Raw genomic sequence first — 25,322 nt, 5'->3', positions numbered from 1 at the left:
GATCGCAGGCTGTCAGTCGGCGGGAATCGGAGCGAGTGCTCCTGCCGACCGTAGGATCGCGTCGATCTCCTCGGCGATTCCGGGCGCTGCGGCCACCACGACCTCACCGGCCGACCCCTCGGAGTCGGCGCGAGGAATCCGAACCCTTGCGCCCGCCTCGGTGGCGATCAGTGAACCGGCGGCCCAGTCCCACGGGTTGAGTCCATGCTCGAAGTGGGCGTCCACGCGGCCTGCCGCGACCATGCAGAGATCCAGCGCGGCCGACCCGATACGCCGCAGGTCACGCACCTGCGGCAGAATCTCGGCAATCAGCCGGCCTTGCACACGGCGGCGCTCACGCCCGTAGCCGAATCCGGTGGCGAGCAGAGCCATCGACGCACTGGTCACCGGATTGCACGTCAGGCGATGGTCGACACCGTTCGAATCTGTCAGGCGGGCCCCGCTGCCGAGCGCCGCGGAATAGATCGTGTCGGCTGCCACGTCGGCGACGACGCCCGCCACCGAGACACCGTCCACCTGCGCAGCGATCGACACCGCGAACGCGGGAATTCCGTACAGAAAGTTCACTGTGCCGTCGATCGGGTCGACGACCCATCGCACGCCATCGACCGAGCCTGGGTGTCCCCCACCCTCCTCGCCCAGGATCGAGTCTTCCGGCCGTAGCCGCGCGAGCCGGTCGCGGATGAGGCGCTCGGTCTCGGTGTCGACGACGGTGACCGGATCGGTAGGCGTGCTCTTCGCCTCCACGGACTCCCCCGCCGTTGCCGACGTACCCACGTCCCCGAACACCTCCCGGCGCCGCGCACGCACGTGCTGAGCTGCCTCTCGCGCTATCTCGAGTGCGACGACCAACAGGTCACGAGGGTCGTTCGATTTCTGTCCGCTCTCTGGTTGCTGCACGTGACCATCGGATCACACACGGGACCCACATCTCCACCGCCAGAAAGGCGGAGTGGGCATCCGTGATCGGCGCCCAGCGATTACTGTTGCGATCGACCGAGATGCCGTCACGATCCGTTCGAACCACAGGAGCGCACGCATGACCAGAACCGGGTTCGGTATCGATGTGGGAGGAAGTGGAATCAAAGGGGGCACGGTCGACCTGACGACCGGCGAGCTGATCGGCGAGCGAATCAAGATCGCGACTCCCCAGCCCGCTACCCCCGCCGCCGTTGCCCGAACCGCATCCGAAATCGCCGCGGAGGCCGGGTGGGACGGACCACTGGGTATCACCCTGCCGAGTGTCGTGACGAAGGGAATCGCACGCAGCGCGGCCAACATCGACAAATCATGGATCGATACCGACGCACGGGCACTCTTTTCGGAAGCGCTCGGGGACCGGAACGTCACGATCCTCAACGACGCAGATGCCGCCGGTATCGCCGAGGACGCGCTCGGTGCAGGGCGTGACGTGGCCGGCGTCGTCGTGCTCGTCACCTTCGGTACCGGCATCGGTTCGGCAGTCCTGCACAACGGTGTACTTCTGCCCAACACCGAGTTCGGACACATGGAAGTCGGCGGCAAGGAGGCGGAGCATCGCGCGGCCTCCTCGGTCAAGGAGGACAAGGATCTCAGCTACAAGGACTGGGCGAAAGAAGTGAGCCGGGTCCTCGAGGCGATCGAGAATCTCATGTGTCCGGACCTCTTCATCGCGGGGGGTGGAATCAGCCGGAAGCACCAGAAATGGATCCCTCATCTGACGAATCGAACCGAGGTCGTACCTGCTGCTCTGCTCAACACCGCGGGCATCGTGGGCGCCGCCTTGGCATCGGATCAGGGTATCGCTCCCTGACTATTCCGATTCGGTCGTTACAATGGGGGAGCCCGGCTGCGCGCCGGCGAAACCAACAGACCTCTCCGCCGGATGATCACTCTGGCGTGACGCCGCACGACACCGTCACGAAAGGGCGTACGTGGCAGCCACGGATACACGTCAGACTGACTCGACCGAGTCAGTGTCGGATTCACCGGCCGCAGATGCGGTAAACGGTACCGCCCCGGCCAAGAAAGCACCGGCCAAGAAGGCGGCCGCGAAGAAGGCACCGGCCAAGAAGGCCGCTGCAAAGAAAGCACCCGCGAAGAAGACCGCTGCAAAGAAGACCGCAGGAAAGACTGCCGATCCGGATGCCGACGCACCGGCATCCGACATCGAGGAGATGGACGCCAGCGAAGGCGATCTGGCCGCTGCTGCGTCCGAGGTCGTCGAGGTCGTCGCGGTCGCCGAAGACGAAGAGGACGGCACCTCCGAGCCCACCGAGAAGGACAAGGCTTCGGGCGACTTCGTCTGGGACGAAGAAGAGTCCGAAGCCCTGCGTCAAGCTCGCAAGGACGCCGAACTCACCGCGTCCGCGGACTCCGTCCGCGCCTACCTCAAGCAGATCGGCAAGGTCGCTCTCCTCAACGCCGAGGAGGAAGTCGAACTCGCCAAGCGCATCGAGGCAGGCCTCTACTCCACGCAGCGGATGCAGGAGATCGCCGACGCCGGCGAGAAGCTGCCTGCCGCCCAGCGACGCGACTACAGCTGGATCTGCCGTGACGGCAATCGAGCCAAGAACCACCTGCTCGAGGCGAACCTGCGACTCGTCGTGTCGTTGGCCAAGCGCTACACGGGTCGCGGTATGGCGTTCCTCGACCTCATCCAGGAAGGCAACCTGGGCCTGATCCGCGCGGTCGAGAAGTTCGACTACACCAAGGGCTACAAGTTCTCGACGTACGCCACCTGGTGGATCCGTCAGGCGATCACCCGCGCCATGGCGGACCAGGCCCGCACCATCCGCATTCCCGTCCACATGGTCGAGGTCATCAACAAGCTCGGCCGTATCCAGCGTGAGCTTCTTCAGGACCTGGGCCGCGAGCCCACGCCCGAGGAACTCGCCAAGGAAATGGACATCACGCCGGAGAAGGTGCTGGAGATCCAGCAGTACGCGCGTGAGCCGATCTCGCTCGACCAGACCATCGGCGACGAGGGCGACAGCCAGCTCGGTGACTTCATCGAGGACTCGGAGGCCGTCGTCGCGGTCGACGCCGTGTCGTTCACGTTGCTGCAGGACCAGTTGCAGTCGGTACTGGAGACGCTGTCCGAGCGCGAAGCCGGTGTGGTTCGCCTGCGTTTCGGCCTGACCGACGGCCAGCCCCGCACCCTCGACGAGATCGGCCAGGTCTACGGCGTCACGCGCGAGCGTATTCGTCAGATCGAGTCGAAGACGATGTCGAAGCTGCGTCACCCGAGCCGTTCACAGGTCCTGCGCGACTACCTGGATTAGTTCGCTCGCTTGCTCGATCGCAATGATCCCCACCGGGAACGCCCGGTGGGGATCATTGCGTTTCAGTCGCGTGCAGTGTGGCTCGTCGGTTCCTCGAAGAGTTCGGGGGAACACAGCATCGTCTCCCCGAACAGGAGCGTTGGTCAGTCCAGATGCTTCGCGAGGTAACACCCCGTGATGCTCTGCGGGTTGTAGGCGATTTCTGCCGGGGTGCCGGTTGCCACGACACGGAGCACACCGGCGGGCGGCTCACCCTGGTGGAGACCCGGGAGTTCGAACGCGGCGTGCTGGTGCGCCTGAGCCGCTGACCGCGCGGTGGTGCGCTGTCGGTTCCCGCCCGTGCATCGGCCTCCTCTTCTAGGCCATGCGACGAAGTCGAGGACTCAGGAGAGCGGCGATCGCCGAGAGGATCCACAGCGCCGCGAGGACGGCGGCCGCCAGGGTCAGGCCACTGATCTCGATGAGGACGGCGGCCACGCCGATGCCCAGTGCGGGAACCAGGGTCATGATGGCGTTCTGGGCACCCAGCACGGTGCCGCGTTGGGAGTCCGGAACGTTCTCGATGAACGCGAGACCGATGATGGCGTTCATGCAGCCGCCGCCGAGGCCGACGATCGCCGCCCCGGTGAAGATGGCCCAGACCGGGCCCAGGAAGCCGATGGCGGAGAGGCCCACCGCTACGAAGAGAAGACCGGTGGCGAACCACACCGGGCGCGGGATGCGCTGACCGAGCACCGCGAAGAACCCGCCGCCGACCAGGAGTCCTGCGGCCAGGGCGCTGAGCACGAATCCCACGAACTGCGGTTCCGCCTGGAACGCGAAGTGGACCGGGAGCACCATGCCCTGCGTGGCCGCGAGCACCACGGCCAGGGCCATCCCCAGCAGGACCAGTCCGCGCAGCAGCGGCGAGCGGAAGATGACCACCAGTCCGTGGAATATCGATCGGCTCGGCTGGGCGGAGCGGGCGGCCTGCCCCTCCCCGCCGAGCACCGCTGCTTGCCGGGGGATCCCGAGAGTGAGCAGTGCGGCCATTCCTGCCAGTCCGGCGGTGATCCACAGCACCGTGACCGGTTCGAGCGCGGAGACCAGGATGCCGGCGATGGCCGGGCCCAGCAGCAGCGAGACCCCGGACAACGACTCCTTGAAGCCGATCAGTCTCGAGGAACTCATGCCGGCGGCTCCGGCGATGGCCGGGACCATGGTCTCTCGAGCGGTGATCCCGGGGACGTCGCCGAACGAGTTCAGGATCGCCACCGCGATGAACCACCCCAGGCTCAGCCCGACGGTGAGGTCGATGACCGGCAGGACGAGCAGCGCGACGGCCGAGATGACATCGGACAGGAAGGCGGCGGTTCGGCGGTTGATCCGGTCCACCAGCGAACCCATGAGCAGCCCGGCGAAGGCTGCAGGCAGGGCCGCGGCGATGGCGACGAATCCCGCGCTGAGCGGACTGCCCGTGGTGAACAGCACCACGAGGGGCAGGGCGATCGCGGTGATCGAGTTGCCCACGAGTGAGGTGCCGTAGGAGGTCAAGTAGAAGAAGATGATTCGTCCCATGCGACGATCACAAACCATGACCTCGCGTCGGGGTCAAGCCGCCCGTCATGGGAGAATGAACAGCCATGCGCATCGGAGAGCTCGCCGATCTGGCCGGCGTCACCGTCCGGACCATCCGCTACTACCACCAGAAGGGCATCCTGGCGGAGCCTGCACGCCGATCGAACGGCTATCGGGAGTACACCGTGGACCACCTGGTGGCGTTGATCCGGATCCGCCAGCTCTCGCAGTCCGGCCTCCCCCTGATGCAGGCCGGTGCCGTCATCACCGACGCCGCCGGAGCCTCCATCGATGCCCAGCTCGATGAGGTGGACGAGGCCCTGCGCCGGCAGATCGAGAGCCTGAACCGCCAGCGCGAAAGACTTGCCGAAGCCCGCGAGGGGCGCCACCTGGGGCTCTCGAGACTGGCATCAGCACTGGTCAGAAGGCCGGAGGACGTTCCGGTGTCCACCCTCTTCGCCCACCTCTACAGCAGCGGGGACCACGCGGACCGCCTCACGGAGGTCCTCCGGCGCCCCGAGATCACGTCAGCTCTGGACACGGTCCAGGAACGGTTCGACGCCATCGACGAGGGCACTGCCGCCGAGGAACTCGACCGACTCGCGGAGGACCTGAGGCACCTCGTGGACGAGCTCACCCCCTATCTGCCCGAGGGCCAGGAGGAACACGCCGACCTTCTTCTCGAGCTGACCGAACGGCACGTGAACGATCAGCAGCGAGCGTTCATGCACCGGCTCGCCTGACTGCCCTTAGCGGCGTTGCAGCTTCTTGTGCGTGCCGTCGCACCTCCGCGTACAGCACACCCATCGCCAGCGAGGACTTGCCGGATCCGGAGACGCCGGCGATGCCGACGAGCTGGCGCAAAGGCACATCGACGTCGATGTTCTTCAAGTTGTGGACGCGGGCACCCCGCACCTCGATGTCACGAGATCCTGTCATGCCGTGATCTCTGCCCCGAGCAGCGTGTGTGTCTGTTCCGTGGTCAGAGGCGGAATCGGCAATGGCAGCGCCCCTTCCCCATGAGGCCGCAGCCCCTCCAGGCCGATCCACAACCAGATCGAGCTGCATCCCTACAACACGCGCTCCGAACTGCAGGCCGCCCACGCACAGCACGGGATCCTCACCCAGACCTGGTCGCCTATCGGCGGCATCCGCCACTACACCGGTGAGACCACCACCCCGCTCACCGACCCCACCATCACCGCAATCGGGGAACGCCACGGCAAGAGCACCGCCCAGGTCATGCTGCGCTGGCACATCCAGCAGGGCAGGTCCGCGATCCCGAAGTCCGTGAACCCAGAGCGCATTGCAGAGAACTTCGACGTCTTCGACTTCGCCCTCACCACGGACGAGTTGGCCCAGATCGACTCGCTGCACATCGGCGACACGATGATCCCCGACGAGCTGGACTTCGAGAGCTTCGGCATCGTCATCGACGAGGCCTGACTCTGCCGAACATCCGCGGCGTGCAAACCCTGTTCGAAGCGAATGAGCGCTACAACGCACCGATGCCGACAAGCTTCACACTGCGCCATCACACCGCGCTCATGCAGCGCGCGACGCGAACGCCCGGGACCACATCCTCATCACCGGCTCGACGACACGCGGCGCGATGGGACCGATCGCGGCCATCAACAGGACGTAAGCGGTCGCGAGCGCCGCGAGCTCACCGTCGACCGCTCCTGCCGACACTGCCAGCCCGGCGATGACTATCGAGAACTCTCCACGCGCGATCAGGGCCGCGCCCGCACGTGCCTGCCCCATCTTGGCGATCCCCTGCCATCTCGCTGCGAGCACTCCGGTGATCACCTTCGTCACGGTGGTCACGACGGCGAGAACAACTGCCCAACCGAGAACCGGCGGGATGGAACTCGGATCGGTGTTGAGTCCGAAGACCACGAAGAACATTGCGGCGAACAGATCACGCAGCGGCTCCAGGACGCGACTCGCGTTCACGGCGGTGGACCCGGAGATCGCAATGCCGAGCAGGAAGGCGCCCACCGCGGCCGACACCTGCATGGCCGAGCTGATGCCCGCGACGAGCAGGGCGGCACCCAGCAGCTTGAGAAGCAGCGATTCGTTCTCGGGGCTGTCGAGCAGAGCGGAGACGTATCGTCCGTATCGCAGCGCGATCACGAGCACGACGGTGATGACGAGAAGCGAGATTGCCACGGCTTCCAGCCCACCGACGAGGCTCACACCTGCCAGAAGCGCGGTGAGGATGGGCAGATACACCGCCATCGCCAGATCCTCGAAAACGAGAATCGACAACACCACCGGGGTTTCGCGGTTGCCGAGTTGGCCCAGATCACCGAGAACCTTGGCGATGATCCCCGACGACGAGATGTAGGTGACGCCGCCCATCACCGTCGCTCCTACCGGCCCCCAGCCCAGCACCAGCGCGACGACGACACCCGGCGCGGCATTCAGCACGATGTCGAGAACGCCGGCGACCCGAGTGCGACGCAGCCCGGTCATCAGCTCGGGGGCGGTGTATTCGAGCCCCAGCAACAGCAGCAGGAGTACGACGCCGATCTCGCCGGCGAGGTGGCCGAACTCGTCGATGTCGCCTAGTCGGAGGAACCCGCCGGATCCGAAGCAGAGGCCGCCGAGGAGATAGAACGGGATCGGCGAGATGCCCAACTTCGTCGCCAGGCGACCGAGTACGCCGAGCCCGAAGAACACCGCCCCCAGTTCGATGAGCGAGAGGGTCGTCGTGTCCACCTGGAATCAGCCGTGGAGCAGTAGCTTGGCCACGTTGTCGAGGGCATCGGCGGTACCGACTGCCACCAGGAGGTCACCGCCGGTGAGGATGTAGTCGGGTGTCGGAGACGGCTCGATCTGTCCGGCGCGCATCACCGCGACGATAGAGACACCTGTTCGACTTCGGATCGCCGCCTCGCCGAGTGCGCGCCCGTCGTACCGGGAGCCGTCCTTGACGTAGAGCTGTCGGGTTCGGATGCCCGGTAGGTCCCGGTGCTCCTCCTCCAGTTGGGCGACGAGTTGTGGTGCCCCCAACAGATTGCTGAGCGCAGCAGCTTCCTCGGGCGACAGCGGAAGTGATGCGACGCAGGCGTCGGGATCGCCCTCCTTGGACAGGATGAGATCCGTTCGGCCGTCCCGATGTGTGACGACTCCGATCCGCCGACCGGACGCGAGAACGAAGTCCTTACGGACCCCGATACCGGGCAGCGGTGTCACTTCGACGTTCATGCCCTCAACGGTAGACCTGGTGCGAGAAGCAGGAGCACGACGCGCAGGGAAGATCAGGAGTGCGGTGCGAAGCGACCGTCGGCGCCAGGAAGGTACTCGACGACGGAGAGCACCGAGTGGACCGGCAGCGGCCCATACAGGTGCGGGAACAACATCGAGTCCGGGTCGGTGGGCACACCCGGTTCCCAACGGAGCGGGCCGTCGACCCGAGTGGAGTCGATTCTCAGCAGAACCAGATCGGTGCGACCGGCGAACAGCCGGTTTGCAGGAAGGTGGACCTGAGACGGTGCGGACAGATGTACGAAACCTTCTCGAGCGAAGGCCTCGGGAACGTGCTGCCCTCGCTGCTGGGCGGTGGCCCACTCCTCGCGAGTGCTGATGTGGACGAGAACGGACGGGCAGTCACCTGCTGTGGGACGGTTCACACCCCCAAGGCTAGTGCCGGAGCGCACGGCAAATCAGCTGTGAGCGAACGCACCTCGGTGCATCTTCGCTTGTCCTGCATGTTTACTATCGGTGGCAACAGAGAGAAACGCCGACGGGAACAACGCGTAAAGCCCAAACGTCTGACAGAGTAGATCTACCGCGCCGTCCCGGTGCGGCGGACCAAGGCCCCAGGCAACAGGCAACAGCCCAGAGCCAGTACGGAGGAGTCATGCCCGGAACACTGACCACCCCGCAGTTGACTGCAGCCGACCGGTGCGACCGGTGCGGAGCCGGAGCTCGCGTACGAGCAGTACTTCCCACGGGAGGCGAACTGCTCTTCTGCAATCACCACGCCAACGAGCACGCGGATCGACTTCGCGAGATGAATGCAACCATCGTCTCGGAAGACGAAGCGACCGTCTGACGACGTCAGCCCGGGTGAACCCGTTCGCGGCTCACCACATGCGTTAACAGCTCGACACGCAGTACAGCTCGAACAAGAACGGCGGGTGAATCACCTCGGTGATTCACCCGCCGTTCTTCGTGTCAGGCCCCTCGGGAGGACGTCACCACTTACGCAGCGTCGCGATCCGCTCCGTCAGCTGTTCGACCGTGGCGATCGCCGTCGGCGGCCCACCGCAGATCCTTCGCAATTCGCCGTGGATGATCCCGTGCGCCTTGCCGGTGCGGTGGTGGTGCATTGCCACCAGCGAGTTCAGTTCGCGTCTCAGCGTGGCCAGCTGCCCTGCGGTAGCGGCACGCTCGGCGACCTGAGGGGGCGGAGTGGGTGCCGCCGGTGCGGCCGGCTCCTTGTCCAGTTGCTCCTGCTGACGCTGCCGCAGCAGTGCGCGCATCTGCTCCGCATCGAGCAGTCCGGGCAGTCCCAGGTAGTCGGCTTCTTCGTCGCTCCCCGAAAAAGTGGCCGACCCGAACGAAGACCCGTCGTAGATGACCTGGTCGAGTTCGGCATCGGCTCCGATCGAGGTGAAGGCCTTCTCTTCTTCGCCGAGCTCGTCCTTCTGCTTGTTCGCATCTGCAAGAAGGTCGTCGTCGAACCCTTCCTTCTCACGATGCGGTTTGCCGAGGATGTGATCGCGCTGGGTTTCCAGCTGGCTGGCGAGGTCGAGCAGAACCGGCACCGAGGGCAGAAACACACTCGCGGTCTCGCCCGGACGCCGGGCACGCACGAAACGGCCGATCGCCTGGGCGAAGTACAACGGGGTGGAGGCACTCGTCGCATAGACGCCCACGGCGAGACGCGGGACGTCCACACCTTCCGACACCATGCGAACGGCGACCATCCACTTCTGGGTGCTCGCACCGAACTCTGCAATGCGCTTGGACGCGGTCGGATCGTCCGACAGAACCACGCACGGCTCTTCACCCGTCACCGCGGTGAGCAGCCGGGCGTAGTCCCTGGCGACGGTCTGATCGGTCGCGATCACCAGTCCCGCGGCATCCGGCATGCCGCCCTCACGCAGCTGTCCGAGGCGCGTGTTCGCCGCGTGGAGAACAGCGGGAATCCACTCCCCTGCGGGATCGAGAGCGGTGCGCCACGCGCGAGCGGTCTGCTCGGCGTTCAGCGGCTCGCCGAGCCGGGCGGTGAATTCCTCGCCGGCGTTGTTCCGCCAGCGCGCTTCGCCCGAGTACGCCAAGAACACGACGGGCCGCACGACGCCGTCCGCGAGCGCGTCCGAGTACCCGTAGGAGTGATCCGCCTTGGAACGCATGAGCCCCTCGCGGTCGGGCTCGTAGTTGACGAACGGGATGGCACTGTCGTCGCTACGGAACGGTGTACCGGTGAGCGCCAGTCGCCGAGTCGCCCCGTCGAACGCCTCACGGATGGCCTCGCCCCAGCTCTTCGCGTCTCCGCCGTGGTGGATCTCGTCGAGGATCACCAACGTACGCCGCGACTCGGTGCGCACCCGGTGTTTGAAGGGGTGCGAAGCCACCTGCGCGTATGTCAACACCACACCCTGGAAGTCGCTCGAGGTTTGCCCCGTGGAGTTCGAGAAGCGCGAATCAAGTGCCATTCCGACACGTGCTGCTGCTTCCGCCCACTGATGTTTGAGGTGCTCGGTGGGCGCGATCACGGTGATCTGATCGACGGTCCTGTCGCGGAGCAACTCCGACGCAACCCTGAGAGCGAAGGTGGTCTTTCCTGCACCGGGCGTCGCGACCGCGAGAAAGTCCTTCGGGCCGGTGGCGAGGTACTTCGTGAGCGCGCGCCGCTGCCACGCACGCAACGATCCACTTCCGGCGCCGACGGCGATGGGTGTGATCTCTGCAGAAGCTGTTTCAGCACTCACAGGCAGTCCTCCGCTGGGATGACACTTGGTACCGCGCTCCTCTGTCCGTGATGTTCGGGTATCGGATGTTGGTGGCGTATCGGGTCCGGCGCCGACACGGACTGTGTGGCGGGGATCTTCACGCAGGAAGCCTAACCGCCGCCGCGGACACGATTCGCATCAGATCTTGGCAGACGATTTGCGACACGGCGGCACCCGCAGTGGGCATCCGGGCGTGTCGTACGGGATGCTGGAACCATCATGAGCGAATCGCCTGCAAAGAGTCCGGGAGGCGCAACCGCTGTACGGAAATCTCGACGCCCAGTGAGAACCGTGCTGCGCGTGCTCGGCCGGACTCTCTCCAAAGCTTGGGACGATTCGATCTTCGCGAAGGCCGCGACCGCAGCCTTCTGGCAGACCCTTTCACTGCCGCCGCTCCTGCTCGGTCTCCTCGGGATGCTCGGCTACGTGGGTGGATGGTTCGGTCCGGACACCGTGGACATCATTCAATCGAAGATCATCAGCTTCAGCGGAAGCATCTTCAGCGACAGCGTCGTCGACCAGATCATCCGGCCCACGGTGCAGGACGTTCTCCGACGTGGACGACCCGAGATCGTGTCACTGAGTTTCGTCCTGTCGCTCTGGGCCGGCTCTTCGGCCATCTCGACATTCGTCGACTCCATCGTGGAGGCGCACGGTCAACAAGACGCTCGCCATCCGGTCTGGCAGCGGTTCTTCGCACTTCTGCTCTACGTGATGTTTCTCGTCATGGCGGTCTTCACATTGCCGCTGGTGGCGCTCGGGCCCACGCTGGTCGGGAAGGTCCTGCCGATGTCCTGGCGCTCCACCGGCGCCGAGATCGTCGACACGTTCTACTACCCAGCGGTCGGCTTGCTGCTCATCCTGGGGCTGACCACGCTCTACAAGGTGGCGCTCTACAAATCGCTGCCCTGGCATCGGCTGCTCGGCGGCGCGTTCGTCGCGGGCGGGTTCTTCCTGGCGGCCAGCACCGGCCTGCGCTGGTATCTCTCCTGGGTCACCGAGACCGGCTACACCTACGGAGCGCTCGCAACACCGATCGCGTTTCTGCTCTTCACGTTCTTCCTCGGATTCTCGGTGGTGATCGGAGCGGAGTTCAATGCGACCATTCAGGAATTCTGGCCCGCACGAGCAACTCGGCTGGAACAGATGCGGGAGTGGATCGCGGCGCAGGCTGCACTCGACGACTCGTCGAACGGACCGGTCACCACGATCACACGCCGACTCGCCACCGGCCCCATCCGGACGGCGACCGGGGGGCGCACCGAACCCAAGGCGTCACCGGACTCCCGAGCGGAGTCGAGAACTGACGCGAAGTCCGAGAAGACAGCGATTCAGTCGCCGCCGCCCTTGCGCAAGCCCTCGTAGACCTTCTTGCAATCCGGGCACACCGGAGAACCGGGCTTGGCAGATTTGGTGACCGGAAACACTTCACCGCACAGCGCGACCACGTGCGTCCCCATGACCGCGCTCTCGGCGATCTTGTTCTTCTTCACGTAGTGGAAGACCTTGGGGGTGTCGTCGTCGGTCGTCTCGTCGGTGCTGACGTCGGGACGTTCCTTTATCTGAGTACTCACGAGACAATCATGCCGCACGCACCCCGTACATCGCATCAACGGAGCACCCCTGCCCAACCACCGGTACACGTCCCCGCCGAACTGGAGATGTGCAATCGGACCCGCACAGTGGAACAGTGGAGGTATGGCACGAAGTGCAGGATTCGGCGGCAGTCACGAAGCCGGATCCCCCGAAAACCCCTTTGTCATCACGGAAGCTGCGGATTCCGTCGAGGCACAGCACCGTGCCCGGGTGCGCAAATACATGTTGATCATGTCGGTGCGATTCCCGGCGCTCATCCTCTCGGCCGTCGCATACGGCCTGTGGAGCAACCCGTGGATTTCGATGGCGATCATCGGTGTTTCCATCCCTCTTCCGTGGATTGCGGTACTGATCGCGAACGACAGGCCGCCGCGCAGCAAAGACGAGCCGAGTCGATACGACCATCATCCCGGTGACGCGACGGCCATTGCTCCCCCGTCCAATCGCACCGTCGAGGAGTGACCGTTCGAGCTGTCGAGGAGTGACCGGCTCGGACCCTGCGACAATGCTCCGGTGACGACCCGCGAAACGCTCTCCTCGATCTGTTCCCCACTCGGGCAGGCTCTGATCCGTAACCGCTACGACACCGACACTCTCCTCGAGACGCTCGGGGCGCAGGCTCACGCGGCGTTGGGCCGAAACGAGCCGGTGCCGGTGCGTCGCGCCAGCGCGGCGGCCGGCGGCCTCGGAACCCTGATCCGCTTGTTCCTCCTGGCAGATGCGTGCTCCGAATCCGAAGTCGCCGAGGCGCTGGCCCCGCTCACCGTCGCCGACGCGCTCGCCGCGGGACTTTTGGAACGCGACGACGAACTCGGCGGCTCCCACGTTCGAGCGGCAGTCGACCTACGTCCCGTCGATACCGGATCGGGAACTCGCTGGGTATTCTCCGACCTGGACGGGAGCATGCGACCCAGGCCGATGGCGAAAGATCACGTCATCGGAGTCGGTCACGCATCTCTGTCTTTACTGAGGGCGACCCCGACGCAGCGGGTGGGCACCCTGCTCGACCTCGGGACCGGATGCGGCGTGCAGGCGGTTCACGGAGCGTCCTACGCAGACCGGATCACCGCGACCGACATCAATCCGCGTTCCCTCGAGCTCACCGCCGCGACGCTGGAACTGAACGGCCTCGACATGGAGCTGATCGAGGGATCCTGGTTCGCACCCGTCGAAGGTCGACAGTTCGACCAGATCGTCGCGAACCCACCCTTCGTGGTCAGCGAGGCGAAGGTGGTCGACACTTACCGTGACTCCGGTCTGGATCTCGACGGTGCGAGCGAACTGATGGTGTCGCGCATCGTCGATCACCTCGCACCGGGCGGCACTGCCGTGTTGCTCGCCTCGTGGCTGCATCTGGAAGACGAGGACTGGCGGACACGGGTCGCCTCGTGGATTCCCGCACACGGCGTCGACGCCTGGGTCGTGCAGCGTGATGTGGCAGACCCCACGCTGTACGTGGGCACCTGGATGCGGGACGGCGGTCTCGATCCGAGCAGGCCGGAGTCCGCGGAACGAGCAGAGAGCTGGCTCGATCACTTCGAGCAGGCCGGGGTCCGCGGAATCGGATTCGGATTCGTCTATCTGCGCCGCACCGACTCGCCCACCGACCTGTTGGCCGAGGACCTCACCCACGGGTTCGAGGACCCTCTCGGGCGCGAGGCGCTCGCCTATTTCGACAGAGTCGCCTGGCTGCGCGACCACGATGTGCTGGATGCGCGATTCGAGGTCGACGAACACACCGCCCTCGAACGCGTTCACCTCCACGGCGAAGAGGGGTGGAAACAGGTGGTCGCCCGCGTCCACCGTGGAAACGGCCCGCTGTGGCAGCACGAGGTGGACGACCTGGCGGCCGCCCTCGTCGCCGGCATGCGGCCGGACGGGCTCCCCCTCGGCGAACTCGTCGAGCTGCTGGCGTACGCACACGACGAGGACCCGACCGATCTGTCCGGATCCGCGGTGGAGCTGGTCCACGGTCTCGTTCGTCACGGGTTGATCACGCCGGTCGGCATCTGAGCGCCACTCGGTGTTCCCGTACCGAGCACGAATCTCGTCTTCTCAGCAACTTCTCAGGACGACTGCCGAAGAACCGCAGGTCAAGCGAGTTGCACGGATGCCCCCTCGGGAACTTTTCAGCGGTCTCGGTGCGTTGATCCTTATGAGACACCACCGATGAGGAGGCAAGTCATGACAAGCCCCAGCACCACCGCTCGCATTCGCCCCAGTGCCGCCGACATGGACGCGCAGAGCCCCGCAGCCGACCTGGTCCGCGTTTACCTGAACGGGATCGGTCGCACCGCGCTGCTCACCGCCGCGGAGGAAGTGGAACTGTCCAAGCGAATCGAGGCTGGGCTCTACGCCAAGAACGTCATGGCAACCGGCAAACGACTCACCGCCGCGAAGAAGCGTGACCTGGCAACCGTGATCCGTGAGGGCGAGTCCGCTCGCGCGCACCTCCTCGAGGCCAACCTTCGACTGGTGGTGTCGCTGGCCAAGCGCTACACCGGGCGCGGTATGCCCCTCCTGGACCTCATTCAGGAAGGCAATCTCGGCCTGATCCGCGCGATGGAGAAGTTCGACTACGCAAAGGGCTTCAAGTTCTCCACCTACGCGACCTGGTGGATTCGTCAGGCGATCACCCGCGGAATGGCCGACCAGAGCCGCACCATCCGGCTGCCAGTCCATCTCGTGGAGCAGGTGAACAAGCTCGCCCGTATCAAGCGCGAGCTGCACCAGCAGCTCGGCCGGGAGGCCACCGACGACGAGCTTGCGGAAGAGTCGGGCATTCCCGCCCACAAGATCGCCGATCTGCTCGACCACAGCCGTGACCCGGTGAGCCTCGACATGCCGGTCGGCAGCGACGAGGAGGCACCGCTCGGCGATTTCATCGAGGACGCCGAGGCCACCTCGGCGGAGAGCGCCGTCATCGCCGGCCTGCTTCACACCGACGTCCGCAGCGTGCTGTCCACTCTGGACGAGCGGGAGCAGCAGGTCATTCGACTTCGCTACGGGCTGGACGACGGTCAGCCGCGCACTCTCGACCAGATCGGCAAGCTCTTCGGGCTGTCCCGTGAGCGGGTCCGTCAGATCGAGCGTGAGGTTATGGGCAAGCTCCGTCAGGGCGATCGCGCCGAGCGTCTCCGCTCTTACGCCAGCTGACCCCTCTCGGCGCCGCACAGATTTCCGCGGGCATGCTTCCTCCCCCTCTGGAAGCGTGCCCGCGGATCTTTTTGCCGATACGCCCCTACCTGGTCCTGCCGATCAGCGCAGACGACGGGGTCCGAGATCGACCGCGTTGGGTTCCGGTCCGATCCGGACCCGCGAATCGGTGATCTGCGCACCGGCCGCCGACGCCAGAACCGGCTCGCACGCGAGTTCGCGCACCTCCGGAAGGTCGTCCGCCAATGCCGAGATCCGCTGCACCAGATCGACGAGTGCAGCCTTGTCGACCGGTACCGAGCTTCGATAGCCGGACAGCAAGGGCGCTGCCTTCGGCGCATCGATCAGTTCGACCGCGGCATCCTCGGTGATCGGTAGTACCCGGTACGCGCGATCGCCGAGCAGGTCCGAAATGACCCCCGCGAGACCGAACGAGATCAGGGAACCGAACGACGGGTCGTCCTGCACCCCCACAACGCATCCGATGCCTTTCGCACCCATTCGCTGTACGTGCAGCAGGTGTTCACCGGATACAGCTGCCAAGTCCCGATATGCCGCCCGTACCGAGTCCGGACCGCCCAGATCGAGGCGCACACCACCGAGATCCGGGCGATGGCGCCACTGCTCACCCGTTGCCTTCACCGCAACGGGATAGCCCAATCGTTCCGCAGCGGCGACGGCCTCCTCCTCCGACCCGACGGTCTGGAACGGAATGATCGCCACGCCGTAGCACGCAAGAAGCTGTGCGGATTCCACATCGGTGAGCCAACGGCCGTCCGCCGCCGCTGGTTCGGCCAACCACCCGAACACCAACTCCTTGGCGCGCTCCGTATCGAGCGCTGGTGGGCGCACCACCTTCGACGGGGGTTTGCGCTGCCACTGGGCGTACCGCCAGGCCCGAGCCAAGGCCATCGCAGCGCGTTCCGGGCCAGGGTACGACGGCACCGACCCGCGCATCGGGTTTCCGTCGGCACCGCGAACCGCGAGCGCATCCGGAACACCCTCCGCCGCAAGAAAGGTCGAAAGAACCGGCTTGTCGCTCGCCCGGACGGCGTCCTTCAGCGCGGCGGCGAACGGTTCGACCGCGACCGCAACAGGTGGCACGAATACGGCGATGACGGCATCGATGTCGAAGGACTCCACTGCGGTTCGCACGCCGTTCGCGAACTCGGCGGGCCCGGCCTGCGGTCCGAGGTCGACGGGCCCACCGACCTGCAATCCTTCACTTCGAGCGGCGTCGGCAGCCAGCACGCCGAGCGCAGTCGAATTGCCCACGACCGCAACCCGGGGCCCCGCCGGCAGCGGTTGGAAGGCGAAAAGCAGAGCGCTGTCGAACAACTGGGAAATCGAGCCGACCTGCACCACGCCGGACTGTTCGAAGAGTGCCCGAACGATGGAATCGTCCATCTCGGTGCCCGTCGCCAATGCCGGTGGAACTGCGTGGCGGCCGCTCTTCACCGCCACCACCGGCTTGTTCCGCGCGACCCGTCGCGCGATCCTGGAGAACTTGCGCGGATTGCCGAAGCTCTCGAGATAGAGCAGGACCACTTCGGTCGTGGGATCCGAATCCCAGTACTGCAGTAGATCGTTACCCGACACGTCGGCTCGGTTACCTGCAGAAACGAACGCGGACAGTCCTATTCGACTTCGAGCCGCCTCGTCCAGAATGGCGATTCCCAGGGCACCGGACTGACAGAAGAAGCCCACGTTTCCCGCGGCCGGTAGCACCGGGGCGAGTGTGGCGTTAAGCGAGATGGTCGGATCGTTGTTCGCAACCCCGAGCGCGTTCGGGCCGATCAGCCGCATCCCGTGTTTGCGCGCCGCGTGCACGAGGCGCCGCTCGGACCTTCGCCCCTCCTCCCCGGTCTCACTGAATCCGGAGGACACCACGACGAGCGCTTTCACACCCTTGGCCAGACAGTCGTCGAGCACGGCGTCGATCGCTTCTGCCGGTACCGCAACCACCGCGAGATCGACTTCGTCGGGAATGTCGCGAACGGTCTGGTAGGCCCGCACACCGCGAATGGATCGACTCTCGGCGTTCACCGGGTAGACGGGGCCGGTGAACGCCCCGCGCAGCAAGTTCACGAGTACCGCGCTGCCGACCTTCGAACGGTCACCCGAAGCACCGATGACGGCAACCGAACGCGGGCTCAGCACATTCTTCATGCTGCGCGCCTCTGCTGCGCGCTCGCGCGAATTGCGCACCGATACCAAGGCTTCGGTGGGATCGATGTCGAACTCGAGGCGCAGGACGCCCCCTTCGTATGTCCTGCTGACCTGGTATCCGGCTTCGCGGAACACCGTCACCATGTTCCGATTCTCGGAGAGGACTTCGGCTACGAAGTGCGTCAAACCGTTCTCCGCCGCCGCGCCGGCCAGATGCTCGAGCAGGATCGGCCCCAATCCGCGTCCCTGATGGGCATCGGCGACCACGAACGCCACTTCTGCCGAGTTCCCATCACCCACGTCGAGTAGGCGCTCGTACCGGCCGACCGCGATGATCTCGTCGCCGAGCACCACCACGAAAGCGACACGATTGCGATGGTCCACCGTCGTGAAGTTGGTGACGTCGCGCCTCGACATCGTCGGATACGGTCCGAAATACCGCAGATACCGGGTGCGTTCGGAGAGCTTGGCGTGAAACGCGATGAGCCGATCGGCATCCTCGGGCATGATCGGGCGCAGCGAGACGGCGCCGCCGTCGGACGCGAGGATGTCGGCCACCCAGGCCCTCGGAAACGGATGCGGTCCTTCGCCGATGCGCTCCTGTAGTCGCGAAATATCGATCGGTTCAGTCACGTGGATCCTCCGGGTCGAGACCGAGCAGCGGGAAACAAGCCCTGCGGCTTGCCATGATCGCAGCGTCGACGCGGGTGATCGCCCGGTCGACTGCGGAGACGCCGGTTTCGGGCGCTCCACCCGGCCCGTCCCAGTGCACGTAGTCCACATCGCCACCGTCGCCCATCGTCGTCGGCATCTCGGTGCCAGGCACCACGGCACGGGCCCGTTCCGCCCATTCCGCCGGAATCGTCCGTCCGGGCGCCACGTCACGATCGAGAGCGGCAGCGATCAAGTGTGTCCAGGCCCTGGGCACCACACGGGCAAGCCCGTAACCACCACCACCTACGGCCAGCCAGCGTCCCTCTGCATACCGGTCGGCCAGATCCCGCATCGCAAGAAACGCTGCGCGCTGGCCGTCCACGGTGAGCGAAAGGTCCGCCAGCGGATCCTCGCGGTGGCTGTCGACGCCGCACTGACTCACCACGATCTGCGGACGAAAGGCTGCCACTGCCGCGGGCACGACGGCGTGAAACCCGCGCAGCCACAGGTTGTCCACGGTCCCGGGCAAGAACGGGAGATTCACCGCGGTGCCCTCTGCGGCGCCCTCGCCCACTTCCGAAACCCAACCGGTATTGGGCCACAACGTCGCCGGATGTTGATGCAACGACACCGTCAACACCCGGGGATCGTGCAGAAAGGCGTGTTGCACTCCGTCACCGTGGTGGGCGTCCACGTCGATGTAGGCGATACGGTCGAAACCGTTGTCCAACAACCACGAAATCGCAATGGCGACGTCGTTGTACACACAGAATCCCGACGCTCGGTCCGGCATGGCGTGGTGCATGCCACCGCCGATACTCACAGCCCGCAGCGTGCGGCCGGCGGCAATCTCCCGGGCCGCCGCCAACGACCCCCCGGCAAGGGTCGCGCTGGCCTCGTGCATCTGGGGAAAGACCGGGTTGTCCTCGGTTCCGAGTCCGTGCGCCGTGTCCACTTCGGTGACCCCGGGGTGGCCCGAGTGACCGGCCCGCTTCACCGCCTCGATGTAGTCGGACGTGTGAATGCGCAGTAGTTCCGCGTCCGTCGCAGATGCCGGACGCACGAGTTCGGTCCCGGACAACACCCCCAAGCTCTCGGCGAGGGCCATGGTGAGGTCGAGCCGACCGGGGTTCATCGGATGGTCCGCGCTCCAGCGGTATCCGAGATAGTCGGGACTCCACACCACCACACGGTCGGGTCGGTGCGCTGATTCGACCTCGGCAGGTCGGGACGACGCGGTCATGTGCTCACGCTACTGTCCGGCACGTTCGGGTGCGACCTACCCCACACTTCGCCGATGCCTGGCCCCCTTGCCGCTCGTACCTGCGAGCGCACCGACACTCGCTTCTCACGGGGAGCACCGTGAACAGGTCGCGACCGGTAGACTCGCGTAAGACGAAGGGGTGTGAGTGTGAAGGATCTGGTCGACACTACGGAGATGTATCTCCGGACGATCTACGACCTGGAAGAAGAGGGCGTCGTGCCCCTCCGGGCTCGGATCGCCGAACGACTCGAACAGAGCGGTCCCACTGTCAGCCAGACGGTGGCGCGCATGGAGCGCGACGGACTGCTTCAGGTGGCGGGTGACCGTCACCTCGAACTGACCGACAAGGGCCGCGAGCTGGCCGTGTCTGTGATGAGGAAGCACCGACTGGCCGAGCGTTTGCTCGTCGACGTGATCGGCCTCAAGTGGGAAGAGGTCCACGCCGAGGCGTGCCGCTGGGAACACGTCATGAGTGAGGAAGTCGAGCGTCGACTCGTCGAGGTCCTCAACAACCCCACCACGTCGCCGTACGGCAACCCCATCCCCGGACTCGATCAGCTCGGCCTCGCGCAGTCCACCGCTCAGACCGAGAACCTCATCCGGCTCACCGAGGTGCCCGCCGGCGCACCCACAGCCGTTGTGGTTCGTCGTCTCGCCGAGCACGTTCAGTCCGACCCGGAGATCATTTCTCAGCTGCGTGACGCCGGTGTCGTACCCGACGCACGCGTCACGGTGGAAACGAAGCCCGGCGCGGTCACGATCAGCGTGCCCGGTCACGATCCCGTCGATCTGCCCGAAGAGATGGCACACGCCGTACAGGTCAAGCGAGTTCAGGGATAAATGAAACTTCTGGTCACCGGCGGTGCCGGTTATGTGGGTAGCGTCTGCGCCACCGTCCTTGTCGAGCGCGGACACGAGGTCGTCGTCGTCGACGACCTGTCGACGGGAAACCGCGATGCCGTCCCCGCCGGTGCCGAGTTCATCGAAGGGGACATAGCGGACCTTGCAGGCTCTGTCCTCGGTTCGGCGGAGCATCCCGCGGGGTTCGACGGAGTTCTCCATTTCGCGGCTCAATCGCTCGTCGGTGAATCCGTCGAGAAGCCCGAAAAGTACTGGCAGGGCAACGTGGTTACCACGCTTCGCCTGCTCGAGGCGATTCGAGAGTCGGGCACACCACGCCTCGTCTTCTCGTCGACGGCTGCGACCTACGGGGAGCCGGACAGCTCCCCCATCACCGAGGCGGATCCGACCCGTCCCACAAATCCCTACGGCGCCACCAAGCTTGCGATCGACCACGCGATCACGTCCTACTCGGTCGCACACTCGTTGGCCGCAACGAGCCTTCGGTACTTCAACGTTGCCGGGGCTTACAAGGCAGCCGGCGAGAATCGTGTGGTCGAAACGCATCTCATCCCCTTGGTTCTGCAGGTAGCTCTGGGCCAGCGTGACAAGATTTCGATCTTTGGAACCGACTGGCCCACGTCGGACGGAACCGCGGTTCGCGACTACATCCACGTTCTCGATCTCGCCGAGGCGCACCTGCTTGCCCTGGAATCCTCGGTTCCAGGGCGGCACCGGATATACAATCTGGGAAGCGGTGCGGGTTTCAGTGTCCGGCAGGTCATCTCGGCCTGCGAACGTGTCACCGGCCTTCCCATTGCGGTCGAAGATGCGCCCAGGCGAGCCGGCGATCCCGCCGTCCTGATCGCGTCGAGTGATCGAGCGATCGCCGAGTTGGGATGGCAGCCCACCCACACGGACCTCGATGAAATCGTGGCCGACGCATGGACGTTTCTGCGCGACCTCGGTGATCGCTCGCATTCTGCCCAGCGCTGATCACCGATCCGTCGGTGCAGGCAGATCGACGCCGAGTTCGGCGGCGCATCCGAATCCGACGTCGGCAAGTTCACGAACGATGTCGGGTCGAAGTCCGGATTGAAGCGCGACGTCGAGCATTCGCGCCAAGTTGTGATCCGGATCGGCGTCGAGCGCTGCACTCAAAGCAATTCCGGCCAACGGGCCGTCGCCTCTCACATAGGCACTGAAGCCAAGGAGTGCTGCGGGAGCGGATCGATGCGGATCGGGCAGTCGCTGCGCCAGCAGTGTCCACAGATGCTCCGCGCGATCGGCCAATTCTCCGACGGCGAGCGCGAGTAGGCAGTCTCGTACCGTCACGTTGGCAAGCGCCAACGCCAACTGCGCGCATACCTCTCTCGACGGCTCGTCGCCGGACCCGACGCTCCCGATCTGTTCAAGCACGAAGCGCAACTCCCGCCTATGGCCACTACATGGATCGCGGCGGTCCCCCCGAAGTTCGCGTGAGTCGGTAGCCGAATCGAAGGCTGCGTCGATCAAAGTACCGATTCTGGACCGCTCCGGTGATCGATCGACGGCAAGCACATCCTCCAGTTCCTTCCGCGAGGACCGAATCACACGGCCGCCCAGCACCTGAGCCATCGCGACGTGAGAGGCAACGGGATCCGACTGGCAGCCGCTATCCCCGCCCGGCAGCAAGCTGAACCAGTCCACACCCTCGGAGATTCGCGAAGTGACGAATGCGTCGAGGAGTTCGACCCCGTGGACGTTCACCGCCTCCTCGAGGGATTCGACGACATCGACCACCGAACTGCGGCGGACGGCATCCGCCCCGAAACTGTCGAAACGGTCGTCTACGAACACGACCAACACTCCAGAAGCGCATTCGCGGCCACAGACCGTCGCGAACTGCTCGACCACCATTCTCATCTCGAACGAAAGACCCGGGCAGCCTTCGTCGACCACGAGGTCGTGGCGCATCACAGCACCGACGGTGGGTCGCGTTTCGCCCGAGAGGCAGATCGCAATGATCGAACGGGTCGGAGTGAAGCCGAGCAATGCGGGCACCGCAGCGATCAGATCCCCTGGCTCCGAGAGCCGGACGGTGGTCTGCGCGAGTGTGTGGAACGGACTCGAGGCGTCGGATGTGGAGTCGTAGGAGAACGCGGAAGAAGTCATGCACGAACTGTGCACTGCGCCGCCGCCGCGATATCGCCCGAATCGTGTCCGACAACTCTGTTGGGGAAATCGCGCCGCGTTGTGCGCAACAGCAGAATTCGCTTCTGCACGCCAGGGCCCGACGACTTCGTGTCGGTGGCATGCGTTACCGCCCGATCAGGACTGCCGGACCTTCTGAACTGCAGCGGTGAACGCCTCGTCGAGGGGACCCATCTCGGGCTTGTCCGGCCCGAACGACATCATGGTGGCCGAGATGCGCACATCCCCCACCTCCGCCATCAATGTGGTCATCGACTGAACGACCTCACCACCTCCTTCGCCGGAGGAGACCGAGCGGCGCAGCGCCGAGGTGTCGTCCGCATCGATCGGTGGTGGCGGAACGACGTCGGTCTTCACCGTCGATTTCGCTCCACTCGCGGTGACAGTGAAGCTGGAGCAATCGGTCGCCTGATCCTCCAACTCGTCGATCGTCGCCTGGGCCCTGGTCAGTTCGACAGTGATCGTGGCGCGTGTGGCGTTGTCGGTCCCGACTGCCATGGCGGTACTCGTCGGCCCGTACTCCTGCTCTGGTGGAACACATCTCGCAGGTTCCACCTTCGCATTCTGTGGAACACCGGTGAGGTCGGGTGCAGCCATGGAAACTGCCTGCGGGGGCAGAACCACGGCTTCGAATCCTCCCGGAAACTCGGCTGGTTCGAGCAGGAGCTTCGACAGTTCCTGCTCGGACGATCCGCCGGACGCTCTCTGGACCGGCTCGGCGACACCGGACACATCGCTTCCGCACGACGCAAGGGCGACGGAGGAAAGACCGGCCGCAGCGCAGACCGCAACGATCTTCGTGCGTCGCCTACTCGTCACAGAGCCTCCTGTTGTTCGGTGTCACTTCTCGTTCGGAGCCGACCAGCCGTTCAGTGCCCCCTGGCAATCCACTCTTCCAGGTGGGGGGACTCCGCGCCGATTCGAGTCGACGGCCCGTGGCCGGTATGAACGACGGTGTCCCCTGGCAGTTCGAGGAGGCGGTGTCGGATCGAGTCCACGATGGTCGGGAAGTCGGAATAGGAACGGCCTGTGGCCCCGGGTCCTCCCTCGAAAAGGGTGTCCCCGCTGAAGAGGTCACCCGCTTCGGGCAGATACAGGCACACGGACCCCGGAGAGTGCCCCGGAGTGTGGATCACCTGAATATCGGTGCCCGCCACCGATATTCTCTGTCCCTCGTCGAGTTCACGGTGTTCGACATCGGGATGCGTTTGCCGCCACAGCATGTCGTCGCCCGGGTGCAGAAGGATCGGTGCGTCCAGAACCTGTGACAGTTCGGGTGCCACCGTCACATGATCGTCGTGGCCGTGGGTACACACGACGGCACGTACGGTACGACCGGCAACTGCGTCGATGATCGGCTGGGCTGTGTGCGCGGCGTCGACGATCACGACTTCGTTGTCGTCGCCGACGATCCAGACGTTGTTGTCCACATCCCAGGTGCCACCGTCCAGGCTGAACGTGCCGGATGTGACGACGTGGTCGATGCGCAGCGTCACAGGACCACCACCGACCGAAGGACCTTGCCTTCACCCATCGTCGCGAACGCGGCCTCGACCTCGTCGAGTCCGATCCGTTCGGTGACGAACTTGTCGAGAGGCAGCCTGCCTTGCTGATAGAGGTCGACCAGCATGGGGAAGTCACGCTCGGGTAGGCAGTCGCCGTACCAGGACGATTTGAGTGAGCCACCGTGACTGAAGAAGTCGATGAGCGGCATGTCCAGCGTCATATCGGGTGTGGGTACTCCGACGAGCACGACGGTGCCGGCCAGATCTCGCGCGTAGAAGGCTTGCTTCCATGTTTCGGGACGACCGACGGCGTCGATCACCACATCGGCACCGAACCCGCCCGTCAGTTCCTGCACGGCCTCGACGACATCCGCTTTCGTGGCGTCGACGACATGAGTGGCACCGAGATCCTTCGCCCACTCCAGTTTTCCGGCATCGGTGTCCACCGCGATGATCTTGGCAGCACCCGCGAGCCTGGCTCCGGCAATTGCGGCATCACCGACGCCGCCGCAACCGATGACGGCCACGGAGTCCCCGCGCCCGACCTTTCCGGTGTTCATCGCCGCGCCGAGACCGGCCATCACGCCGCAGCCGAGCAGACCGACGACCGCAGGATCCGCATCGGGTGCCACCTTGGTGCACTGCCCCTGGTGAACGAGTGTCTTCTCGGCGAATGCACCGATTCCCAGTGCGGGAGTGAGTTCCGTTCCGTCCGTCAGGGTCATCTTCTGGTCGGCATTGAACGTGTCGAAGCAGTACTCGGTCCTACCCCGTTTGCACGCGCGGCAATTGCCGCACACCGCTCGCCAGTTCAGGACGACGAAGTCCCCCACCTCGACGTGATCGACACCCGGGCCGATCTGCTCCACCACGCCCGCGGCCTCGTGTCCGAGCAGGAACGGAAATTCGTCGTTGATGCCGCCTTCGCGGTAGTGCAGGTCGGTGTGGCACACGCCGCACGCTGCGATGTCGACGACGACCTCGCCCGGCCCGGGGTCCGGTACGATCACGGTCTCGATCGTGACGGGTTCCCCCTTCGCCTTCGCAACCACTGCTCGAACGCTCTGCGACATGACTACCTCCGCCGTTCCGTTGTCCTTGCGAACCAGGGCTCGCGAATTGTGTGCGGGCCACCCTCGGTCCTGCCGATCACCGG

Annotated in this window: 24 protein-coding genes and 1 pseudogene; 11 read left to right on the top strand and 14 right to left on the bottom strand. The window is 65.3% G+C overall.

All coding sequences use genetic code 11. The annotated features are described in order from the left end of the window. Positions 1-12 precede the first annotated feature (12 nt). A complete protein-coding gene (locus ACZI8R_RS01395; RefSeq protein ID WP_463377767.1) occupies positions 13-900 on the bottom strand; it encodes an inositol monophosphatase family protein in 888 nt (295 codons plus the stop codon). Between the two features lie 139 nt (positions 901-1,039). On the opposite strand from ACZI8R_RS01395, the gene ppgK reads away from it, so the two are divergent. Beyond that, on the top strand, positions 1,040-1,792 hold the full coding sequence (gene ppgK, locus ACZI8R_RS01390; RefSeq protein WP_463377766.1) for a polyphosphate--glucose phosphotransferase: 753 nt from the start codon (positions 1,040-1,042) through the stop codon (positions 1,790-1,792). Positions 1,793-1,913: 121 nt separating this feature from the next. Further along, positions 1,914-3,263 (top strand): RNA polymerase sigma factor, encoded by a 1,350-nt coding sequence (locus tag ACZI8R_RS01385; protein WP_463377765.1) that lies wholly within the window; start codon positions 1,914-1,916, stop codon positions 3,261-3,263. A gap of 357 nt (positions 3,264-3,620) precedes the next feature. Here ACZI8R_RS01385 and ACZI8R_RS01380 read toward each other — a convergent pair whose 3' ends face one another. Further along, positions 3,621-4,820 (bottom strand): MFS transporter, encoded by a 1,200-nt coding sequence (locus ACZI8R_RS01380; RefSeq protein ID WP_463377764.1) that lies wholly within the window; start codon positions 4,818-4,820, stop codon positions 3,621-3,623. Between the two features lie 65 nt (positions 4,821-4,885). On the opposite strand from ACZI8R_RS01380, the gene ACZI8R_RS01375 reads away from it, so the two are divergent. Further along, on the top strand, positions 4,886-5,563 hold the full coding sequence (locus tag ACZI8R_RS01375) for a MerR family transcriptional regulator (RefSeq protein ID WP_463377763.1): 678 nt from the start codon (positions 4,886-4,888) through the stop codon (positions 5,561-5,563). Here ACZI8R_RS01375 and ACZI8R_RS01370 read toward each other — a convergent pair. After that, a pseudogene (locus tag ACZI8R_RS01370) lies at positions 5,547-5,759 on the bottom strand (hypothetical protein); the annotation flags it as partial. The gene ACZI8R_RS01375 and the pseudogene ACZI8R_RS01370 overlap by 17 nt on opposite strands. A 105-nt stretch (positions 5,760-5,864) precedes the next feature. Between ACZI8R_RS01370 and ACZI8R_RS01365 the strand changes: the two are divergent. After that, the gene (locus tag ACZI8R_RS01365; RefSeq protein ID WP_463378187.1) at positions 5,865-6,266 is read left to right on the top strand and encodes an aldo/keto reductase; all 402 of its coding nucleotides are present in this window, start codon (positions 5,865-5,867) and stop codon (positions 6,264-6,266) included. Positions 6,267-6,365: 99 nt separating this feature from the next. Here the strand turns inward: ACZI8R_RS01365 and ACZI8R_RS01360 are convergent, their stop codons facing one another. From ACZI8R_RS01360 to ACZI8R_RS01350, 3 genes are read right to left on the bottom strand one after another with little or no spacing between them, the layout of a single operon-like run. Then, positions 6,366-7,544, bottom strand: coding sequence for a cation:proton antiporter (locus tag ACZI8R_RS01360; protein ID WP_463377762.1), 1,179 nt, complete (start codon positions 7,542-7,544; stop codon positions 6,366-6,368). A 6-nt stretch (positions 7,545-7,550) separates the two neighbouring features. Further along, the gene (locus ACZI8R_RS01355) at positions 7,551-8,033 is read right to left on the bottom strand and encodes a cation:proton antiporter regulatory subunit (protein WP_463377761.1); all 483 of its coding nucleotides are present in this window, start codon (positions 8,031-8,033) and stop codon (positions 7,551-7,553) included. 53 nt (positions 8,034-8,086) lie between these two features. Next, the gene (locus ACZI8R_RS01350) at positions 8,087-8,458 is read right to left on the bottom strand and encodes a DUF952 domain-containing protein (RefSeq protein WP_463377760.1); all 372 of its coding nucleotides are present in this window, start codon (positions 8,456-8,458) and stop codon (positions 8,087-8,089) included. Positions 8,459-8,688: 230 nt separating this feature from the next. Between ACZI8R_RS01350 and ACZI8R_RS01345 the strand changes: the two genes are divergently transcribed. Then, positions 8,689-8,883: a DUF7455 domain-containing protein gene (locus ACZI8R_RS01345; RefSeq protein WP_463377759.1), complete on the top strand. Its 195-nt coding sequence runs from the start codon at positions 8,689-8,691 to the stop codon at positions 8,881-8,883. A 142-nt stretch (positions 8,884-9,025) separates the two neighbouring features. Here the strand turns inward: ACZI8R_RS01345 and ACZI8R_RS01340 are convergent, their stop codons facing one another. Then, positions 9,026-10,768, bottom strand: a complete 1,743-nt coding sequence (locus tag ACZI8R_RS01340; protein WP_463377758.1) for a DEAD/DEAH box helicase — start codon at positions 10,766-10,768, stop codon at positions 9,026-9,028. Between the two features lie 240 nt (positions 10,769-11,008). Here ACZI8R_RS01340 and ACZI8R_RS01335 point away from each other — a divergent pair, with 240 nt between their 5' ends. After that, on the top strand, positions 11,009-12,154 hold the full coding sequence (locus tag ACZI8R_RS01335; protein ID WP_463377757.1) for a YihY/virulence factor BrkB family protein: 1,146 nt from the start codon (positions 11,009-11,011) through the stop codon (positions 12,152-12,154). Here ACZI8R_RS01335 and ACZI8R_RS01330 read toward each other — a convergent pair. Beyond that, the gene (locus tag ACZI8R_RS01330; RefSeq protein WP_463377756.1) at positions 12,121-12,363 is read right to left on the bottom strand and encodes a DUF3039 domain-containing protein; all 243 of its coding nucleotides are present in this window, start codon (positions 12,361-12,363) and stop codon (positions 12,121-12,123) included. The two genes, ACZI8R_RS01335 and ACZI8R_RS01330, sit on opposite strands and share 34 nt — an antisense overlap. Before the next feature lie 124 nt (positions 12,364-12,487). On the opposite strand from ACZI8R_RS01330, the gene ACZI8R_RS01325 reads away from it, so the two are divergent. The 3 genes from ACZI8R_RS01325 to ACZI8R_RS01315 all read left to right on the top strand — a co-directional run bounded on the left by ACZI8R_RS01325 (position 12,488) and on the right by ACZI8R_RS01315 (position 15,541). Then, positions 12,488-12,847, top strand: a complete 360-nt coding sequence (locus tag ACZI8R_RS01325; RefSeq protein ID WP_463377755.1) for a DUF3099 domain-containing protein — start codon at positions 12,488-12,490, stop codon at positions 12,845-12,847. A 51-nt stretch (positions 12,848-12,898) separates the two neighbouring features. Continuing rightward, the gene (locus tag ACZI8R_RS01320; RefSeq protein ID WP_463377754.1) at positions 12,899-14,398 is read left to right on the top strand and encodes a DUF7782 domain-containing protein; all 1,500 of its coding nucleotides are present in this window, start codon (positions 12,899-12,901) and stop codon (positions 14,396-14,398) included. Positions 14,399-14,569: 171 nt separating this feature from the next. Further along, the gene (locus tag ACZI8R_RS01315) at positions 14,570-15,541 is read left to right on the top strand and encodes a sigma-70 family RNA polymerase sigma factor (RefSeq protein ID WP_463377753.1); all 972 of its coding nucleotides are present in this window, start codon (positions 14,570-14,572) and stop codon (positions 15,539-15,541) included. Between the two features lie 102 nt (positions 15,542-15,643). Here ACZI8R_RS01315 and ACZI8R_RS01310 read toward each other — a convergent pair whose 3' ends face one another. Together ACZI8R_RS01310 and ACZI8R_RS01305 are read right to left on the bottom strand one after the other, a co-directional pair. Next, on the bottom strand, positions 15,644-18,343 hold the full coding sequence (locus ACZI8R_RS01310) for a bifunctional acetate--CoA ligase family protein/GNAT family N-acetyltransferase (RefSeq protein ID WP_463377752.1): 2,700 nt from the start codon (positions 18,341-18,343) through the stop codon (positions 15,644-15,646). Beyond that, on the bottom strand, positions 18,336-19,607 hold the full coding sequence (locus tag ACZI8R_RS01305) for an acetoin utilization protein AcuC (RefSeq protein WP_463377751.1): 1,272 nt from the start codon (positions 19,605-19,607) through the stop codon (positions 18,336-18,338). Before ACZI8R_RS01305 ends, ACZI8R_RS01310 begins: the two co-directional genes overlap by 8 nt. A 168-nt stretch (positions 19,608-19,775) precedes the next feature. Between ACZI8R_RS01305 and ACZI8R_RS01300 the strand changes: the two genes are divergently transcribed. Both ACZI8R_RS01300 and galE read left to right on the top strand, forming a co-directional pair. Then, a complete protein-coding gene (locus ACZI8R_RS01300; protein ID WP_463378186.1) occupies positions 19,776-20,468 on the top strand; it encodes an iron-dependent transcriptional repressor DtxR in 693 nt (230 codons plus the stop codon). Next, complete coding sequence (gene galE / locus ACZI8R_RS01295) at positions 20,469-21,464, top strand: UDP-glucose 4-epimerase GalE (protein ID WP_463377750.1); 996 nt, start codon at positions 20,469-20,471, stop codon at positions 21,462-21,464. Here galE and ACZI8R_RS01290 read toward each other — a convergent pair whose 3' ends face one another. The 4 genes from ACZI8R_RS01290 to ACZI8R_RS01275 form a co-directional block, all read right to left on the bottom strand. Then, the gene (locus tag ACZI8R_RS01290; protein WP_463377749.1) at positions 21,465-22,622 is read right to left on the bottom strand and encodes a DUF4192 domain-containing protein; all 1,158 of its coding nucleotides are present in this window, start codon (positions 22,620-22,622) and stop codon (positions 21,465-21,467) included. A gap of 156 nt (positions 22,623-22,778) precedes the next feature. After that, on the bottom strand, positions 22,779-23,480 hold the full coding sequence (locus ACZI8R_RS01285; RefSeq protein WP_463377748.1) for a DUF5642 family protein: 702 nt from the start codon (positions 23,478-23,480) through the stop codon (positions 22,779-22,781). A 50-nt stretch (positions 23,481-23,530) separates the two neighbouring features. Beyond that, positions 23,531-24,157: an MBL fold metallo-hydrolase gene (locus tag ACZI8R_RS01280; RefSeq protein WP_463377747.1), complete on the bottom strand. Its 627-nt coding sequence runs from the start codon at positions 24,155-24,157 to the stop codon at positions 23,531-23,533. Next, positions 24,154-25,239 (bottom strand): S-(hydroxymethyl)mycothiol dehydrogenase, encoded by a 1,086-nt coding sequence (locus tag ACZI8R_RS01275; RefSeq protein ID WP_463377746.1) that lies wholly within the window; start codon positions 25,237-25,239, stop codon positions 24,154-24,156. The genes ACZI8R_RS01280 and ACZI8R_RS01275 overlap by 4 nt, the downstream gene beginning before the upstream one ends. Between the last annotated feature and the right edge of the window lie 83 nt (positions 25,240-25,322).

This window comes from Rhodococcus huquni (genome assembly GCF_055231055.1).
This window is presented reverse-complemented; position numbering and strand designations above follow the sequence as displayed.

Bases quoted from the DNA above. Each gene is read 5' to 3' on its own strand.
- ppgK (WP_463377766.1), top strand. From the start codon at position 1,040: ATGACCAGAACCGGGTTCGGTATCGATGTGGGAGGAAGTGGAATCAAA.
- ACZI8R_RS01345 (WP_463377759.1), top strand. From the start codon at position 8,689: ATGCCCGGAACACTGACCACCCCGCAGTTGACTGCAGCCGACCGGTGC.
- ACZI8R_RS01305 (WP_463377751.1), bottom strand. From the start codon at position 19,607: ATGACCGCGTCGTCCCGACCTGCCGAGGTCGAATCAGCGCACCGACCC.
- ACZI8R_RS01355 (WP_463377761.1), bottom strand. From the start codon at position 8,033: ATGAACGTCGAAGTGACACCGCTGCCCGGTATCGGGGTCCGTAAGGAC.
- ACZI8R_RS01315 (WP_463377753.1), top strand. From the start codon at position 14,570: ATGACAAGCCCCAGCACCACCGCTCGCATTCGCCCCAGTGCCGCCGAC.
- ACZI8R_RS01375 (WP_463377763.1), top strand. From the start codon at position 4,886: ATGCGCATCGGAGAGCTCGCCGATCTGGCCGGCGTCACCGTCCGGACC.
- ACZI8R_RS01335 (WP_463377757.1), top strand. From the start codon at position 11,009: ATGAGCGAATCGCCTGCAAAGAGTCCGGGAGGCGCAACCGCTGTACGG.
- ACZI8R_RS01275 (WP_463377746.1), bottom strand. From the start codon at position 25,239: ATGTCGCAGAGCGTTCGAGCAGTGGTTGCGAAGGCGAAGGGGGAACCC.
- galE (WP_463377750.1), top strand. From the start codon at position 20,469: ATGAAACTTCTGGTCACCGGCGGTGCCGGTTATGTGGGTAGCGTCTGC.
- ACZI8R_RS01290 (WP_463377749.1), bottom strand. From the start codon at position 22,622: ATGACTTCTTCCGCGTTCTCCTACGACTCCACATCCGACGCCTCGAGT.
- ACZI8R_RS01380 (WP_463377764.1), bottom strand. From the start codon at position 4,820: ATGGGACGAATCATCTTCTTCTACTTGACCTCCTACGGCACCTCACTC.
- ACZI8R_RS01325 (WP_463377755.1), top strand. From the start codon at position 12,488: ATGGCACGAAGTGCAGGATTCGGCGGCAGTCACGAAGCCGGATCCCCC.